The sequence below is a fragment of the Thalassotalea ponticola genome, assembly GCF_041379045.1.
Taxonomy (GTDB): domain Bacteria; phylum Pseudomonadota; class Gammaproteobacteria; order Enterobacterales; family Alteromonadaceae; genus Thalassotalea_A; species Thalassotalea_A ponticola.
Window position 1 is genome coordinate 2,464,121 of sequence record NZ_CP166871.1, and the last position, 16,316, is coordinate 2,480,436.

The 16,316-nt window shown below is 45.3% G+C and carries 17 protein-coding genes; 6 read left to right on the top strand and 11 right to left on the bottom strand.

Annotated features, from left to right (window positions below; translation table 11 throughout):
• Positions 1-39: 39 nt before the first annotated feature.
• The 11 genes from ACAY30_RS10720 to pspA form a co-directional block, all read right to left on the bottom strand.
• Positions 40-627 carry a lysophospholipid acyltransferase family protein gene (locus ACAY30_RS10720; RefSeq protein ID WP_290252033.1) on the bottom strand — a complete coding sequence of 196 codons (588 nt, stop codon included), beginning with the start codon at positions 625-627 and terminating at the stop codon, positions 40-42.
• A gap of 2 nt (positions 628-629) precedes the next feature.
• Complete coding sequence (locus tag ACAY30_RS10725) at positions 630-1,412, bottom strand: DUF3014 domain-containing protein (RefSeq protein WP_290252032.1); 783 nt, start codon at positions 1,410-1,412, stop codon at positions 630-632.
• 218 nt (positions 1,413-1,630) lie between these two features.
• Positions 1,631-2,275: a maleylacetoacetate isomerase gene (gene maiA / locus ACAY30_RS10730; protein WP_290252031.1), complete on the bottom strand. Its 645-nt coding sequence runs from the start codon at positions 2,273-2,275 to the stop codon at positions 1,631-1,633.
• A gap of 9 nt (positions 2,276-2,284) precedes the next feature.
• Positions 2,285-3,835, bottom strand: a complete 1,551-nt coding sequence (gene tyrR / locus ACAY30_RS10735) for a transcriptional regulator TyrR (protein ID WP_290252030.1) — start codon at positions 3,833-3,835, stop codon at positions 2,285-2,287.
• Positions 3,836-3,953: 118 nt separating this feature from the next.
• Positions 3,954-4,295: a 4a-hydroxytetrahydrobiopterin dehydratase gene (locus ACAY30_RS10740; protein WP_290252029.1), complete on the bottom strand. Its 342-nt coding sequence runs from the start codon at positions 4,293-4,295 to the stop codon at positions 3,954-3,956.
• 21 nt (positions 4,296-4,316) lie between these two features.
• A complete protein-coding gene (phhA, locus tag ACAY30_RS10745; protein WP_290252028.1) occupies positions 4,317-5,120 on the bottom strand; it encodes a phenylalanine 4-monooxygenase in 804 nt (267 codons plus the stop codon).
• A 206-nt stretch (positions 5,121-5,326) separates the two neighbouring features.
• Positions 5,327-6,388 carry a YcjF family protein gene (locus ACAY30_RS10750; RefSeq protein WP_290252027.1) on the bottom strand — a complete coding sequence of 354 codons (1,062 nt, stop codon included), beginning with the start codon at positions 6,386-6,388 and terminating at the stop codon, positions 5,327-5,329.
• Positions 6,385-7,827, bottom strand: a complete 1,443-nt coding sequence (locus ACAY30_RS10755) for a YcjX family protein (protein WP_290252026.1) — start codon at positions 7,825-7,827, stop codon at positions 6,385-6,387. The genes ACAY30_RS10750 and ACAY30_RS10755 overlap by 4 nt, the downstream gene beginning before the upstream one ends.
• 97 nt (positions 7,828-7,924) lie before the next feature.
• On the bottom strand, positions 7,925-8,344 hold the full coding sequence (gene pspC, locus ACAY30_RS10760) for an envelope stress response membrane protein PspC (protein WP_290252025.1): 420 nt from the start codon (positions 8,342-8,344) through the stop codon (positions 7,925-7,927).
• A complete protein-coding gene (gene pspB, locus ACAY30_RS10765) occupies positions 8,341-8,571 on the bottom strand; it encodes an envelope stress response membrane protein PspB (protein ID WP_290252024.1) in 231 nt (76 codons plus the stop codon). The genes pspC and pspB overlap by 4 nt, the downstream gene beginning before the upstream one ends.
• Positions 8,572-8,607: 36 nt before the next feature.
• Positions 8,608-9,300, bottom strand: coding sequence for a phage shock protein PspA (gene pspA / locus ACAY30_RS10770; protein ID WP_290252023.1), 693 nt, complete (start codon positions 9,298-9,300; stop codon positions 8,608-8,610).
• 204 nt (positions 9,301-9,504) lie between these two features.
• Between pspA and pspF the strand changes: the two genes are divergently transcribed.
• From pspF to ACAY30_RS10800, 6 genes are read left to right on the top strand one after another with little or no spacing between them, the layout of a single operon-like run.
• Positions 9,505-10,596, top strand: a complete 1,092-nt coding sequence (pspF, locus tag ACAY30_RS10775; RefSeq protein ID WP_290252022.1) for a phage shock protein operon transcriptional activator — start codon at positions 9,505-9,507, stop codon at positions 10,594-10,596.
• Positions 10,596-12,257, top strand: coding sequence for an ABC transporter substrate-binding protein (locus ACAY30_RS10780; RefSeq protein WP_290252021.1), 1,662 nt, complete (start codon positions 10,596-10,598; stop codon positions 12,255-12,257). Before pspF ends, ACAY30_RS10780 begins: the two co-directional genes overlap by 1 nt.
• Positions 12,254-13,285: an ABC transporter permease subunit gene (locus ACAY30_RS10785; protein ID WP_290252020.1), complete on the top strand. Its 1,032-nt coding sequence runs from the start codon at positions 12,254-12,256 to the stop codon at positions 13,283-13,285. The genes ACAY30_RS10780 and ACAY30_RS10785 overlap by 4 nt, the downstream gene beginning before the upstream one ends.
• Positions 13,275-14,168 carry an ABC transporter permease subunit gene (locus tag ACAY30_RS10790; protein ID WP_290252019.1) on the top strand — a complete coding sequence of 298 codons (894 nt, stop codon included), beginning with the start codon at positions 13,275-13,277 and terminating at the stop codon, positions 14,166-14,168. The genes ACAY30_RS10785 and ACAY30_RS10790 overlap by 11 nt, the downstream gene beginning before the upstream one ends.
• Positions 14,168-15,160: an oligopeptide/dipeptide ABC transporter ATP-binding protein gene (locus tag ACAY30_RS10795; protein WP_290252018.1), complete on the top strand. Its 993-nt coding sequence runs from the start codon at positions 14,168-14,170 to the stop codon at positions 15,158-15,160. Before ACAY30_RS10790 ends, ACAY30_RS10795 begins: the two co-directional genes overlap by 1 nt.
• Entirely contained in the window at positions 15,157-15,957 is an 801-nt protein-coding gene (locus ACAY30_RS10800) for an ATP-binding cassette domain-containing protein (RefSeq protein ID WP_290252017.1), read from the top strand. Before ACAY30_RS10795 ends, ACAY30_RS10800 begins: the two co-directional genes overlap by 4 nt.
• Positions 15,958-16,316: the final 359 nt, after the last annotated feature.

A 16,316-nucleotide genomic window follows, 5' to 3' on the forward strand; every position in this document is an offset into this window, starting at 1 on the left:
AAGTGATATTTATTAAATTTGTGCATTTCTTGTCCACCGTTAAAACAACTGCGGTTTTTTTGCACTGTTGGCATCAAATAGCGCCTTAAACTCAGCCAATTCTCGGTCAATGTCATCGCCGATATAACGCAACGGCATAAACTCAATTTGTTTCTTTTTAAAATTAAATTGGATTGGAAATACCGGTACGTTTGCCTGACGTGCGATTTGTAAAAAACCGGTTCGCCAATGTTCAACTTTCGAACGCGTGCCTTCGGGAGACAGGGCTAGGATGAGTTGCTCGTGCTGATTAAATTGATCCACCATCTGCCCTACCACCCCGTGGGCACTGCGCCGATCCACGGCGATTCCACCCAAGCTAAGCAGTATCGGCTTTAACGGCCATACAAAAATCGTGTGTTTGCCGAGAAAGTGCAATTTTACATCGAGGGCAAGTTTGGCAATAACGCCAATAATAAAATCCCAATTCGAGGTATGTGGCGCGACCGCCATGATCATTTTTTGCTGTGCAGGAAATTCGCCAACAAAACGCCAACCAATCAACTCAAATAACCACAAGCCAAAACGCTGCCCCAAATGGCTGTGCTGTCTTGGCACTTGGGCAGGGACCTCGGGTAACGACGCCATAATCAATCGGCCTTCGCAGCCATTGCTCGGTCCAATTCGAGAGCGATGGCCTTTAATTGCATGAGATTTTCAGGTCCTAACCGCAACAGTAACTTATCGGCATCAGGTAAGCTCTCGAGCTCACTGTCTTGATAGGTATAGACCACCTTAGGCTGAATAAGCACTTCACGGCCACTTGCTACTTTAGCGTCGAGAATGCGTTGTAAACAGGCTTGTACAGCGCGTTCAAAATCTTGCTCTGAATAGCCTAATTCGGCATATGCATTAACCAATAACGGCCTCACGTTTTGGTACGTCGCCACCAGTTGTTCAGGCTCAAAAGAGAGAAATAAATCAATGTATTGTTGATAGCGTTCCCAGTTTTGTCGATTGACATTAAATACCGGAGCGTCATTGTCTTGCTCAACCACTTGATATTTGCTATCCAGGGGCTTTAACGGCAAGTGTTTATAGGCTATATCGCCTCGGGCGAAATTATCGATAACCACTGCACTGCGCCGGATCAAATCATCGCTCAAAATCAGCGATAACAGCGATTTACTGACACTTATTTGTTTGAGCTCTTGCATGATAAAGTCATCGCTGTTATCAAGCTCAGGTAAATCAACAACCGGCGTTGGTACCTCACTGGCTTCGGTGTTGATCACGGGTTCCGGTTCATCTACGGGTTCAACAACCACCGGCTCCGGTTCGGGCTTTGGCTCGGCGACGGGCTCTTGCGGCTCACTGACAACCGATTCATCCGCTGGCGAATCCACTTTTGTTGGGGTGTTCGAGTTAAACAAGAAAAAAGCCCAAATCGCAGCCACAAGCAAACAACAGACCACTATAAGAGTTGTCAGTGAGGTGGCTCCCGTAGCCTTTCTAACGCCGTTATTCATAAGCAAAAAATGCCTCTAAAATAGCTAATTTATCTAATAAAGATAGCTGTTTAGCTCGGCTGGGTAAAGTCTGATGAGCGATTTATCCGCTGCCTTTTGCGGCAACGGATAAACCAGATTGATTAACTGTTGGCGTCTGCTTGCTGTTCAGGCTCGGCATCAATAAACGCCTGCAGTGATGCGCAATTTTCAGCGATGCGAGTGATTGTTGGATACGCCGACATATCGACGTTGAAACGCTTGGCATTATAGATTTGCGGGATCAAGCACAAGTCAGCGACCGATGGCGTGTCTCGATAACAAAATTTACCTGCGCATTGACTCAATCGTTGTTCCAAGGCAGAAAACCCTTGCTCAATCCAATGGCAATACCAGTCTGACTTTTGTTGGTCGCTAACGCCCATTGACTGACTCAAGTATTGTAATACGCGCAAATTATTGAGCGGATGAATATCGCAGGCAATGTCATAAGCCAGCGCCTTCACCGCAGTACGGCCGGTAAGATCACTGGGATACAAAGGCACCTTGGGATATTTTTCGTCTAAGTAATCAATAATCGCCAACGACTGATTAATCACCATATCGCCATCGACTAGGGTTGGAACCAATTCATTGGGGTTGAGTTGCTTGTACTGAGCACTGTGTTGCTGGCCGCCATCTTTGACCAGATGAATGCTTTTGTGTTGATGGGGCAATTGTTTCAGGTTCAACGCAATGCGCACCCGATAAGCCGCCGATGAACGCCAATAGCCATAGAGAGTAAGCATACTAGCTCCTTAAATTTTAATGGTTTTCTTATTGATATTATATTCGCGCAGTTTATTGGCGATGGCGGTATGACTCAAGCCGAGTTTACGCGCTAGTTGACGCGTACTCGGGTACGCGGGATAAAGCTTGCGCAGCAACTGGGCTTCGAAATTCTTTACCGCCTCATCGAGTGTTTCGTTAAACTCAGTTTCTAAATAACCGCTATCCGAGCTATAGGTCGGTAATTGTAAGTGCGCTTTGCTCATTACATCGACGTCTAATAACGCCACTGCCCGTAAAATGGTGTTCTCTAGCTGCCTGACGTTACCCGGCCACGGATAATTTTCAATAAACTCAGCACATGACTGTTCCATTTTTATCATCGGCCGCTGACTTGCTTGGCACGCTTTTTTACAAAAGTGTTCAGCAAGAGGCAAGATATCTTTGCGCCGGGTGCGCAGTGCAGGGATGTTTAAGCCCAGTACATTCAAACGATAATACAGGTCTTCTCTAAACTGCCCGGTTTCCACCAACGCCAACAAATCAACATTGGTGGCACTGATGATACGCACGTTTATTTCGATTTCATTTTCATCGTCAACGCGACGATAGCGTCCGTCATCAATGACGCGCAATAACTTAGACTGCATCGTGGACGACATTTGCGCTACTTGGTCGAGGAATATAGTACCGCCTTGGGCCAATTCGAATATCCCTTTCTTAACGTCGCCAGATTGCTGTAAGCGACCAAACAGCTCCGATTCACATGCTTCATCGGGCATGGATGCGCAATTGACCACGATAAACGGCTTATCTGATCGATCGCTAGCCTGATGACAGGAGCGCGCAATGAGCTCTTTACCCGTACCGGTTTCGCCGGTTAAAAGAATGGATGAGTCAAGCAATGCCATGCGGCGAGCTTCGCGCACGACTTTTCGCATCAGTGGCGAAAATGCCAAGACATTGGCAAAGTCGTTGTCTTTAGGTTGATTAAACGCATTGATTTGTTGGCCAAGACGCGCTTCTGACTTGAGCATGATCACCGCGCCGGCAATCACCTTGGTGTTGTTTTCAGACGGTAATTGTACCGGCAGGATGTCGGCGACAAAGTCCTCGTCCATAAATTTGATACGACGCGTTTGCGGCAATACTTCACTCGACTCCATATATCGTGAAAAGTTAAACCCTTTGATCCAGTGATTTATCGGTTGCCCTTTGATCTCTTGCTCGGTTTCGGGAATGCGCTGCAACGCCATATCGTTTAACGAGTACACTAAGCCGCGGCCGTCAATTGAAAGAATGGGGTCGGGAATGGTTCTGACCAAGGTATCAAGAACGTGGCGCTCGCGCTCTGAAGGCATGTAATTGGTGGTCTTTACATCTTTAACGCCATTGATCAAACGCAACTGCGGCATAAAATCTTGCAATTGTGTGAACTCTAAGTCTGGCATATGCATAAAGATTTGTCCGGACTCGGTAATCGCATCAATACCTTTGATATTGATTTGTCGCTCAACAAAAATCGCTAACACTTCTTGTGCTATACCAACGCGATCTTCACAGGTAATTTCTAATCGCACTAAACATCTCTTCCCCAAAGTCAATGTAAACGATATTTTACATGAAAAAAGGCGAAAAACACCACCGTATTTTTCGCCTTTTACTGTAACTTTGTCTTACTGCTAATCGATGGTTTTGCTATTCGCTCAGCAGTTCGTCAGTTTTTGCCGCACAAATAAAATCGTTGCGATGTAAACCGTGAATCGCATGAGTCCACCAAGTGATCGTCACTTTTCCCCACTCGGTTAAAATGGACGGGTGGTGAAACTCAGCTTCAGCTAATGCCGCTACCTTATTGGTAAACTCAAGGGCTAGCTTAAAGTTTTTAAATTTGAATTCTCGCTCTAACATCATCACCCCATCGCGCACTACAGGAGTCCAATCGGGAATTTCGGCGATTAGCACAGCTAGTTCTTGTTCTGATACCTTAGGCGCATCTGCACGACACGCTTCGCATTCTTGTTTTGCTAACTCACTCATGGTGTATTTTTTTTCCTATTGTTAACTGGCAATTTTCACATTTTTTGCTTCAAATAATGGCTTGTGCATACCCAGAGCCTTGGCTTGTTCCAACAACGCCATTAGATCCATCTCGGCAATATCATCAAGCTGATTAATCGACTGTAATAAAAAGTAAACCGGTTGCATGATGTCAATGCGATATGGCGTGCGCAAGACATCAATCACATCAAATGGCTTTCTTAGTGGCTTTGGATCGTCAATCGCATATTGGGTTTCTCCCGGCGATGATAAGATGCCGCCGCCGTATATACGCAGCCCTTGCTCGGTCTCAAGTAAGCCAAACTCTACCGTAAACCAATACAAGCGCGCTAAAAATACGCGATCTTCTTTACTCGCTTGCAGTCCCAACTGGCCGTAAAGCTGAGTAAAGTTAGCAAACGCCGGGTTTGTTAACAACGGGCAGTGACCAAATATTTCGTGAAATATATCGGGCTCTTGCAGATAATCAAAATCTCGTTCACTGCGGATAAATGTCGCCACCGGGAACTTGCGCTCTGACAGCAAGCGGAAAAATTCGCCAAATCCGATTAACGCCGGTACGGGATGACACTGCCAACCAGTCGCTTGTAGCAATACATCACTGACTTCACTCAACTGCGGAATGCGATCGACAGGTAAGTTTAATCGCTCTAGGCCGTCAATAAACTCATCACACGCTTTGCCTTGAATACAAGACAGTTGACGAGTGTATAAACGTCGCCAAATATCGTTCTCTTGCTCGGTCCACGCTATGTAGCCGTTTTCATCACCGTGTTTAGATACATACGATGTTGATTTTCCCATAATACTTCCTCTCTAAAGATTAGAAAGACGAGTATGTATTGTGCGTTATTGTGTTATTTTTATTGCTTTAGTGTCTCTGTTGGTCGCATCATACTCGCTTCTTAACGCTAAGACTATAAGAAGATTTAACCAAATGATAACCCCTGGATAACAATTATCTTACCACAACCGTACGCTTTTGTTTACACTGCCGTTACGGCGTACCGTTAGCGCTGATTGTGTTTTTCCAGTTCAACTCTTGGCTGTACCGTTGATGCACTAGATTTGAATACCCGTTTTAGTTGCTTGATCATGGCGCGTCGAACATCGGCAAGAGAAGGCCCGATGTGCTGTTGGTCAAATGGGATCGGGCGACAAAACTGCAGTGTTTTTAACCCTAAGCGACTGGTTAGTATACCGGCGCCGAGTCCTTGTGCCGCGCGGCTGGAAAAGCGACCTAACGCTTCGACGCCAAACAAATCAACACCGAAGTCAAGGATCAATTCACTGGCGCCGGCATAGGCCATGTTAGCAAGTACTTGCTTGATTAGTTTTATTCGACTCCAGTAACCCAATTTAACCCCGTACAGACCGGCAATTTTATTGATCATGTTCAGATTGCGCCACATCATCAACAGCATATCGACGATGGCAAGTGGACTGACTGCAACCATCAACACCGCCTCACTAGATGATGATGCAATATGCTTAACCGCCTGCTCGTCGACATCGGATAACACGCGCTGGCTGTACAATTGCAAGATCTCTTTGTCCTGAAGGTGCGAATCTAACGAGTCAAGAAATTGATTAGCATCGATCTGATGGCTTTCAACCGGCAGCTTATCGGTTATTGATTGGCAAAACGTTTTTGCATCAAAGCTGGCTTTATCGTGAATAAGGTCGTGAGCACGTTGCACATCGTGTTGATGGCGCGATAACTCTCGTAAACTGAGTAACTCTTGCACCGCGTATTTGCCAACGACAACCAACAGTAAACCAACAAATATCGCATATAGACTGGTTATCACTGGCGCATTGGTAAAGCCGTTGGCAAAAAATTCAATGCTTTCTATGACCACAAGTAACGTGAATAAGGCAGCGATAATTCGCCACAGCCAATTCGGTTTATTGCGTTGTGCTTGCTGCTCGACTTGCTCAACTTGTTGCTCGACGGCTTGCCAGGCTTGCTCTGGCAATACCAACGCATCGGGTGGCAATGATGAAGACGACGAATCCTCTTCATCGTTGTTATCAAATAAAATTTGCTGTTGCTCTTTGTCGTCTTTCATCGCAGCTTATCTCCTAACAAAAACTGAAGAGCTTGATCGAGGCGGATATGTGGTAGCGGTATGTGATCGTCTTGACTGTGCATCGGTTTAAATGCAGTAAAGCGATACCCTGATTCCGGCCAGTTATCAGCTGAGGGGACTTTTGTCGGCACCGCGCCAGGATATAAAGTTATCACCTCATCGCTATCAGCACTGCGCCCTTTGATAACCGCCAACGGCTGCCCCTTGTAATCGGTGGTGCCTTGTTGCGTGGTATTTACCGAGGCAATTGCCAACGACTGCATGTTGATACCGTCAAAATTTCGCGATTTTTTCGCTTGATGCACTAGTTGCTCAAGCAACGCTAATAACCTCGGGTGCTGTTCACTAGGAATGTGATCAGCCTTGGTTGCCGCAAATAATAGCTTGTCAATTTTAGGCGAAAACAGGCGACTTAGCACATTACTTTTACCGTAGTTAAAGCTCTCTAAAATAACCGTAATTGCGCGTTGCAAATCGTCGAACGCATGACGGCCAAAATTGAGCGATGACAAAGGGTCCATCAACACAATTTGTCGGTCAAATCTGGAAAAGTGTTTTTTGTAAAAGCCTTTCACCAAGCGTTGCTGATATTCGATATAACGCGCTTGGAGCATGCCTATCATGGTTGAAGGATCGGCTTTTTGATAGGCGCTGTCGTCTAGCGTTGCAAAAAACGGATACGGTATGAATTGCAAGATAGGTGCCCCTTGATGCTCTCCGGGTAGGATAAACCTGCCGGGTTGAATTATCGACAGTCCATGCTGATTGCGAAATTGGTGCAGTAACTCGGTATACTCGGCGGCCAGTGAAGCCAACAGCGCCTCGTCGGCTGGCGCAAACGGTGACAGTTCCTCCACCCGTTTTAAAAAGGCCTCGGCGGCTGAGTAACGGGGCTGTTGATACAGCAAGTCGCGCATCGATTCTGACCATTGCCGATATGACATATCTAGCATTGGTAAATCCAATAACCACTCGCCGGGATAATCGGTAATATCGAGGTACAAGGTAGCCGCATCACTGAGGTATTGCTGTACCCCTTGTTTGGCGGTATAGCGGATAGCTAAGCGCAACTCACTTATCGTACGCGTTGGCTCTGGCCACTCGGGCGGATCAGCGGCAAGTGCAGCCATTGCCGCTTGGTAATCAAAACGGGCAATGTGTAAATGTTTTTGATTAACCCGCTTTGCTCCGATAAAGCGTTGACTGGCAACTACGTCAAAAAAATGTAGCGGGAACTCTGCAGATTCGTTTAGTAATTGGTTAACCAAGGATGTAATGAAGGCCGTCTTGCCGCTTTGCGATAATCCGGTGACCGCAAGTGATACGTGCTTATCGGCACTTCGGTGCACTAATTCATGTACGTTACCACTTAACTTGTCGGTAAAGTTTTTGATTGTTTTACTGCTGAAGATTGCCATATGTTGTACCAAACGACAGACGATTTGTTGTTATTGATAAACAACTATAAAACAAAAAAGCTGCTACGCAGCTTTTTTTCATAAATAACAACTTGTGCTACAAGCGATTGATTTCTCTCGATACAGTGTACTGTGACGATGTTACGTATCGCTCAATAGCCTGTAGTTCTTGCTCGAGACTATTAAACTTATGGCAAATGTCTCTTACCGCTTGTTTGGGCGTTTCCCCTGCTTGCCACACTTTCGCTTTCACTTTAATCGACTCGTTGATAACGTCGTCATCGACAAAGTTTTTGGCGTTGCCGTGAGCAGCTAGGTGGCTTGGCTTCTTATCTAAAATAAACCATCCGGCAATGTACAACAAGATAAACCAACCCATACCAAACAGGACACCCGAGACCACCAGAATACGCACTAACCACACTTCCCAGCCAAAGTATTGAGCTAAACCTGCACACACACCAGCTATTTTGCCTTTTTGCGGATCTCGAAATAACTCGCCTCTTGCCTTACTCATGCTTTGTTTCTCCACTCTGGTGCTTCTGCATCTAAGATAGCCTCAAGCGTTTTTATACGCTCTGCCATTTTGTCCGCAGTCTGCGATAACTCGGTTAGCTGTTGATACTCCTCAGCACTCAATCCCTGGCTTATTTGACGCTTTGAGCGATAGTGTAATATCAGCCAAATTGGCGCAACAATCACTAAGAATATGATGATCGGTGCCATTAATACATCTGGGTTCATAGTGTCTCTCCTTACCTTTTTTCTGACAGCGCTTTACTATTTCTTTTTCGATGCGGCTTTGGTCGCTTTGCTCGCGCCCTGCATTTTGGCCTTTAACGCTTCCAATTCCTTATCGATACTGTCATCGCTCTCTAATTCGGCAATTTCATCAGCGAGTGATTTTTTACCCAAATCATATGCATCAACCTGAGATTCCAAATCATCAATTTTTCTTTCGTAGCGATCAAAACGACTCAATGCGTCATCAACTTTACCGCTGTCTAATTTACTTTTCACTTTCAGGCGTGAACTAGCTGTTTTACCGCGCATCACAATGGCTTTTTGACGTGCTTTGGCATCGGCAAGTTTTTCTTGCAGTTGGCCAACCTCGCCTTGAAGTTTAGCAATGTGATCGTCAAAACTCGACAACTCTTGTTCCATTGCCTGAGCTGCTTCACTGCACTTATTCTTTTCCATTAGTGCCGCTCTTGCAAGATCATCACGTCCTTTGCTCAGCGCCAACTCGGCTTTTTCTTGCCAGCTATCGGCTTCTGCCAATGTGCGAGTTAATTGGCGCGTTAGCTCTTTTTTATCAGCCAAGCTGCGCGCCGATGAAGAGCGCACTTCAACAAGTGTATCTTCCATCTCTTGAATAATCAGACGAACCATTTTTTCTGGGTCTTCTGCCTTATCAAGTAAGTTATTAATGTTTGAGTTAATGATATCTGTAAATCTAGAAAAAATACCCATGGTTACATCCTCACAATAAATATTAATGTTATTAATACAAAAAAACGTAGATAACACTTAACATTCACTTTTAATGCCAACTTTAAAAAAAGAGCCAAACCTACTGATTTATATCGTATTTTTACAAAAAGGTAAAAAACACTTCTCTCCTTGCAGTTAATAAAATACACTATTTATTAGTGAAAAAAACCAATAAGTTCAATCATGAGTCGATTTCAACAACAAGATAACCTAATCGGTCAATCAAATAACTTTCTCGAAGTGCTTGAGCACATCTCACAAGTTGCGCCATTGTCCAAGCCGGTACTTATTATAGGTGAACGCGGAACCGGTAAAGAGTTAGTGGCTGCTCGCTTACACTATTTATCGAAGCGATGGGATCAAAATTATTTAAAACTCAACTGCGCAGCATTGAATGAAAACTTACTCGAAAGTGAACTATTTGGTCACGAAGGCGGTGCATTTACCGGTGCCAACAAGCGCCATGAAGGACGATTTGAACGCGCCAACGGCGGCACGCTGTTTCTCGATGAATTGGCCAATACATCGGGATTGATCCAAGAAAAGCTGTTGCGCGTGGTTGAATACGGTGAATTTGAACGGGTCGGCGGTTCGCGCACGGTTAAAGCCGACGTTAGACTTATTGCCGCCACCAATGAAGACCTGCCAGCTATGGCCGAACGGGGCGAGTTTCGCGCTGATTTACTCGATCGACTTGCCTTTGATGTCATTACCTTACCGCCTCTTCGAGAGCGCAAAGAAGACATTATTTTATTGGCCGAACACTTTGCTATAAACATGGCACGCGAACTAGACTTTGAATTATTCAGCGGTTTTACAGAAAAGGTGAAGAAGCATATGCTTGATTACCACTGGCCGGGTAACATTCGCGAGTTAAAAAACGTGGTTGAGCGCAGCGTATATCGCCATAACAACCCTCATTTAGCTGTCAGTGAGTTGGTAATAGACCCTTTTGACTCACCGTTCAGACCGCAAAAGCGAGTCAAGACAGCTGACCGACAAGTGGGCACAGATAACGACACTAATCATTCAGTTAACGAACAACAAACCGACTCTACAACGAGCTCCTCAGCGAATGCGAGTAACACCACTGTCGAGTACCCAGTATCACTCAAAGACTTATCTCAAAACTATGAAACCACGTTGTTAAAAGATGCGCTAGCGGCATGCCAATTTAACCAAAAGAAAACCGCCGAGGCACTACAATTAACTTATCATCAACTTCGTGGTTATTTAAAAAAATACAATTTACTAGATTCAAATGAGGCTGACTAATGCTCTGGCTGTGTAACTCAAACGGCTTTATCGCTTGCTGTCAGAGTTTTTTTAAACCTGCGTTGTTTGCCTTGCTGTTCGCGTTTATCGCTGGTTGCTCAGACGTTGAACAAGCGCCGGTACTCAATGAAGGTATTATTTATTGCAGTGAAGGTGCGCCAAATGCCTTCAATCCGCAGCTGGTGACATCTGGTACCACCATTGATGCCACGTCGCGACAGCTTTACAATCGATTACTCGACTTTAATGCGCAAAACTACGACAAAGTCCCATCACTGGCAAAGTCATGGCACGTCACTAAAGACGGACGATACATTACCTTTTATCTGCGTCACGATGTCTCTTTTCACCAAACCGAGTATTTTACCCCGACGCGCACGTTAAATGCCGATGATGTAATTTTTAGCTTTAATCGCATTCTCGATGTAAACAACCCGTTTTACAAATCGGCGAAAGGGCAATTTCCATTTTTTCAAAGTATTGACTTTGATGCCTTGGTAGACACCATTGAACGAATTGACGATTACACCATAAGGTTTCACTTAAACTACCCTCAAAGCTCTTTTTTAGCGAATTTAGCGGCGCCGTTTTCGGTGATATTATCTAAGGAGTACGCCGATTATCTGGTTGCCAACCAGTTGCCACTTACGCGTTTGGACTCAATGCCTATTGGCACCGGCCCCTTTAAGTTTAAAAGCTACCAAGTCGGCTCGTTAATTCGTTACGCGCGTCACGAAAATTACTGGCGTAAAAACGTTCAAATCAAGCAACTGTTGTTTAATATTTCACCGCGTAACACCGGCCGTTTAACGAAACTATTTACCCATGAATGCGACGTCATTAGTTACCCGATTGCACTGCAAGAAATTCGTTCGAGAACGGATCTTGAGCTAGAGCAAGTGACCTCGTTCAACGTTGCTTACATGGCCTTTAACACACAAAAACCACCGTTTGATAACCCAGTGGTACGCCGCGCCATTGCACATGCGATTAATAAGCAAGCCATCATTAGTGCGGTTTACTTTGACCAAGCCGATATCGCCGATTCCTTGCTGCCCAAAGCGTCTTGGGCTTACGACAGCACTATTAATGGCATTGAGTATTCAGTGAGTAAAGCCAAACGACTGTTGCGCGATGCCGGACTAGAAAACGGTTTTCAAATCGACCTTTGGGCAATGCCAGTGCAACGAGCCTATAACCCCAATGCGCTAAAAATGGCGAAACTCATTCAAGCCGATCTGGCACAAATCGGCGTGACGGTAAATATCGTCCGTTATGAGTGGTCGACGTTCTTAAAAAAATTAGCGCGTGGCGAGCACCAGTCAGTGCTTATAGGCTGGTTAGCCGATCATCCAGACCCGGATAACTTCTTTTCACCATTGCTCAGTTGTGCTGCTGTTGAAACCGGTAGTAATCGCGCCCAATGGTGCAATCGAAAATTTGATCGACTACTTAAAAAATCTCTTTTAACCAATGACTTAAGCGAGCGTCAAGCGCTCTACACTCAGGCACAACAAATGCTGATCCAAGAGATCCCGCTGTTGCCCATTGCCCACGCTAAACGCTCACAAGCAAGGCTAAGTCATATCAATGGCAACATCTTAACCGCTATTGGCGGCATTTCGTTTGAAGATGTACACAAGCAAGTGGAGAAACAATGATGTTGGACTTCACTCTTCGCCGGCTGAATTTATTATTCTTTACTCTGCTGATGCTGTCGATCGTCGCCTTTAGCTTGAATTACCTGTTTCCCGGGGATGCCTTAATTAATATGTCAGGTGAAATCGCGATGAGTGAATCGCGACGACTACAGCTGATCGAGCTCTATCACTTCGATGCAGGAATATTTTCTCAATACATCGCATATATGGGGCAAATATTTTCCGCCAATTTTGGCGTATCGATGGCAACGTCAGCCCCCATAAGCAGCGAGTTAATGATTCGCCTACCAGCAACAATCGAATTGTGTTTAGCGGCGTTAACACTAGCGCTTTTACTGGGCATGCCGCTGGGGTTTGTCGCGGCCATTTTTCACAATAGCCCATTGGATAAAGGCATCTTAGCGTTTGCCATGTTGGGTTATTCGATTCCAGTATTTTGGTTAGCGCTGATTTTAATTCTCGTATTTTCAATAACTTTATCTTGGCTACCCTCTGCCGGTCAGCTTAACTTACTGTTTGATATTGAAACGGTAACCGGCTTTAAGCTAATAGATATTCTGATCAGTGATAGCCCGCATCGAAGCGCCGCCCTTCGCGATGCCTTGCTCCACCTAATACTCCCTTCGGTCGCTGTCGCATTAGCGCCGATGACCATATTTATTCGATTGGCGCGCACCTCAATGTTGGATGTACTCGATTCAAATTATATCAAAGCAGCCCGTGCTAAAGGCCTATCAAAGCCGATGATTATTTATCGTCATGGGATCCGCAATGCGCTGGTAGGTATCGTCCGACAAGTCGGTTTACAATTTGCTAATATCGTCACTATCGCCATGATTGCCGAAGTTATTTTTGCATGGCAAGGCGCTGGCAGTTGGTTGATAGAAAGTATTGAAGCGAGAGATTATACTGCCATTCAAGGCGGCCTTATAGCGTTGGCCACATTTACTTTTGTGATCAATATCATTGCCGATTTTATGTACGTGGCATTAAACCCATTAGAGCGATATAAAAAGCATGGCGGCTAATAATATTTATTTGGAACAAGAGTTTCCATCACCGATAAAACAGTTGTGGTTAACATTTCGCAGTTCACCTATTGCGATCGTCGCTTTCAGTGTCTATGTGCTACTGGCCTTTTTGGCCTTAGTTGGCAACTTTATCACCCCTCACGACGTATTAGAGAACAACCTAGATAAGCTTTTACTGCCGCCAGCGTGGAGTAGCGATGGCGACATCAGCCATTTGCTCGGTACCGATGATTTAGGCCGTGATATGCTGTCGCGACTGATCAGTGGTACGTCGTTAACTTTTGGTTTAAGCTTTGTCGTGGTGTTTATCGCGATGACGGTCGGCGTGCTGATTGGCTCGTTTTCCGCGATCACTAGGGGGGTGAAAGCCAGCTTTCTAACCCACTTTTTAGATGTGATATTATCGATTCCGTCACTGCTATTGGCGATCATTATCGTTGCCATTTTAGGGCCGGGCTTGAGTAATGTTCTGTGGGCGCTTGCACTGGTATCCATTCCACAATTTGTGCACGTCACTCGCAACGCCATCAAGCAAGAACAAAAAAAAGATTACGTACTGATCCCCATTCTCGACGGGGCGAGTGAAGTTCGGGTATTGATCACCTCTATTTTCCCTAATATCGTCGACAAACTCATTATTCAAGCAACATTAGCTCAGTCAGCCGCCATATTGGATATTGCCGCCTTGGGCTTTTTGGGTTTGGGGGCGCCCATCCCTATGCCAGAATGGGGATCGATGTTGGCTACCTCACTTGACTTGTTTTATCTCGCGCCGTGGACCACATATCTACCGGGACTGGCCATTTTGGTGACGGTAATGGCGACTAATTTAGTCGGCGAAGGATTTCGCCACGCCTTAAAAATTCAAAAAGAAAGCTAATGAATTTACTAGACATTAAAAATTTGAGTATTGAGTTGACCAGCGGTGGAGAAAATATCGTCGCCGTAGACCGCGTGTCATTGGCGCTAAAAGGCAGTGAGTTTCGCGGTTTGGTTGGTGAATCAGGCTCGGGAAAATCGATACTTGCACAAGCTATCGTTGGTGTGCTCGATGATAAGTGGCACGTGCATGCCGATAAATTTCATTGGCAAGGTATCGATATATTGCGCTTGCCATTGGAAGAGCGGAGGCAAATCATCAATCGCGATGTAGCGATGATTTTTCAGGAGCCGATAAGCTGTCTCGACCCCACCAACACCATAGGCGAAGAAATCGAAGAAGCGCTTGACAGCAGCCAGTTCAGCGGCTTTTTTTGGCAACGAGCCCAACAGCGCAAAGCGGAGATTACGCGCCTATTTCACAAAGTGGGTATTAAAGATCATCGCGCTTGTATTAACAGCTACCCACATCAATTGAACAATGCGCTATGTCAGCGCGTGATGATCGCCATTGCCCTAGCGAAAAAGCCTAAGTTACTGATCGCCGACGAGCCGACCGCATCGATGGAAGCGGTAAATCAAAATCAAATATTCCGTTTACTGGCCAGTTTAAACCAGCTCAAAAATATGTCGATATTACTGATCAGCCACGAGCTAGAAAAACTGAGCTACTGGACCAAGCATTTGACGGTTATGTACTCGGGGCAATTTGTTGAGGCCGGCACAACTGAGCAAATTCTAAGCAACCCTTTTCACCCCTATACCCGCGCATTGGTGGCAAGTAGCCCCAGTGGCGGTGAAGGTTATTTACCAAAACAACCGTTGGAAACGCTACCAGGTAGTATCCCCAGCTTAAGTCATTTACCCATTGGCTGTCGGCTCGGACCGAGATGTCCCAATGCGCAGAAAAAGTGCGTCAAAGCACCGAGCTTAAAGTCGTACAAAGGTCACCAAGTCAGTTGCCATTTTCCATACACAGGTAAACAACCATGAGCAACCTACTTGAAGTCAAAAATCTTAGTAAACAATACAAAGTTAAGACTGGTTGGTTCAAGCGTGATAAGAAAACCGTTTTAGAGCCTCTATCGTTTTCGTTAGATAGCAATGAAACGCTGGCCATTGCAGGCGAAATTGGCTCGGGTAAGTCGACCTTAGCGAAATTATTGGTTGGCGCGGCAAGACCGACAACCGGCGACATTTTTCTCAATGGGCAGCTGCTTGAAACTGGCAATTTTAAACAGCGTTGCCAACATGTGCGGATGATCTTTCAAAATGCCGGATCAACATTGAACCCAAGCTTAACGATCCGCCAACAATTAGAAGAGCCTTTAAAACTCAATACCAAATGGGATGAAGCGGAACGACTTGAGGTGATCAGTTCAACCCTAGAAAAAGTAGGTTTGTTAGCTGACCATATGCACTTTTACCCACACATGTTCTCAGGTGGCCAAAAACAGCGTATATCGCTTGCTAGGGCGATTATTTTACAACCTCAAGTCGTTATTCTTGATGAAGCGTTAACTGCGCTGGATTTGTCGCTGAGAGCGCAGCTAATTAACTTGCTGCTAGAGCTGCAACAGGCGATGGGCTTAACGTATATTCTGATATCTCATGATCTTGATGTTATTCAACATTTTAGCGATAAAATTATGATTTTACGCAAAGGTAAAGTAGTTGAATATGGCACCACTGCTGAGGTACTGGCCAACCCCAAAAACTCCTTTACCCGAAACTTGATGCAAGCTCAGCGCAAAGGGCCGTCTAAAAAATCTAAAAAACACTCGCATTAAACAAGGTGAGTTCCGCTCCCTAGTTAGCGAGTTTAACCTTATTGGTTGCTGCTCTTACTCGGCACTAAATAAGATATTTTATTAGCGCCTGACATAAGCCAACGCTTTAGTCCGGGCTCCACGCGCTTTGATATCAAATGGGCCAGTCCATGATAAAACCAACCGAGATTATCGGTAATACACGGTTTAATGACAGGCTAAATTAGCGGGTATTGCTCAATCGCTGGTGTGGCAAAAAAAGGGGTGCATCGCTAATAACTACAGAAACCAATATGATTTCTATTTACCAGCAACAAGTACAGCCGTTGATGCAGCTTAGCATCGCAGCAATGGCAGTTATCGAAAAATCAAAAAAGGAC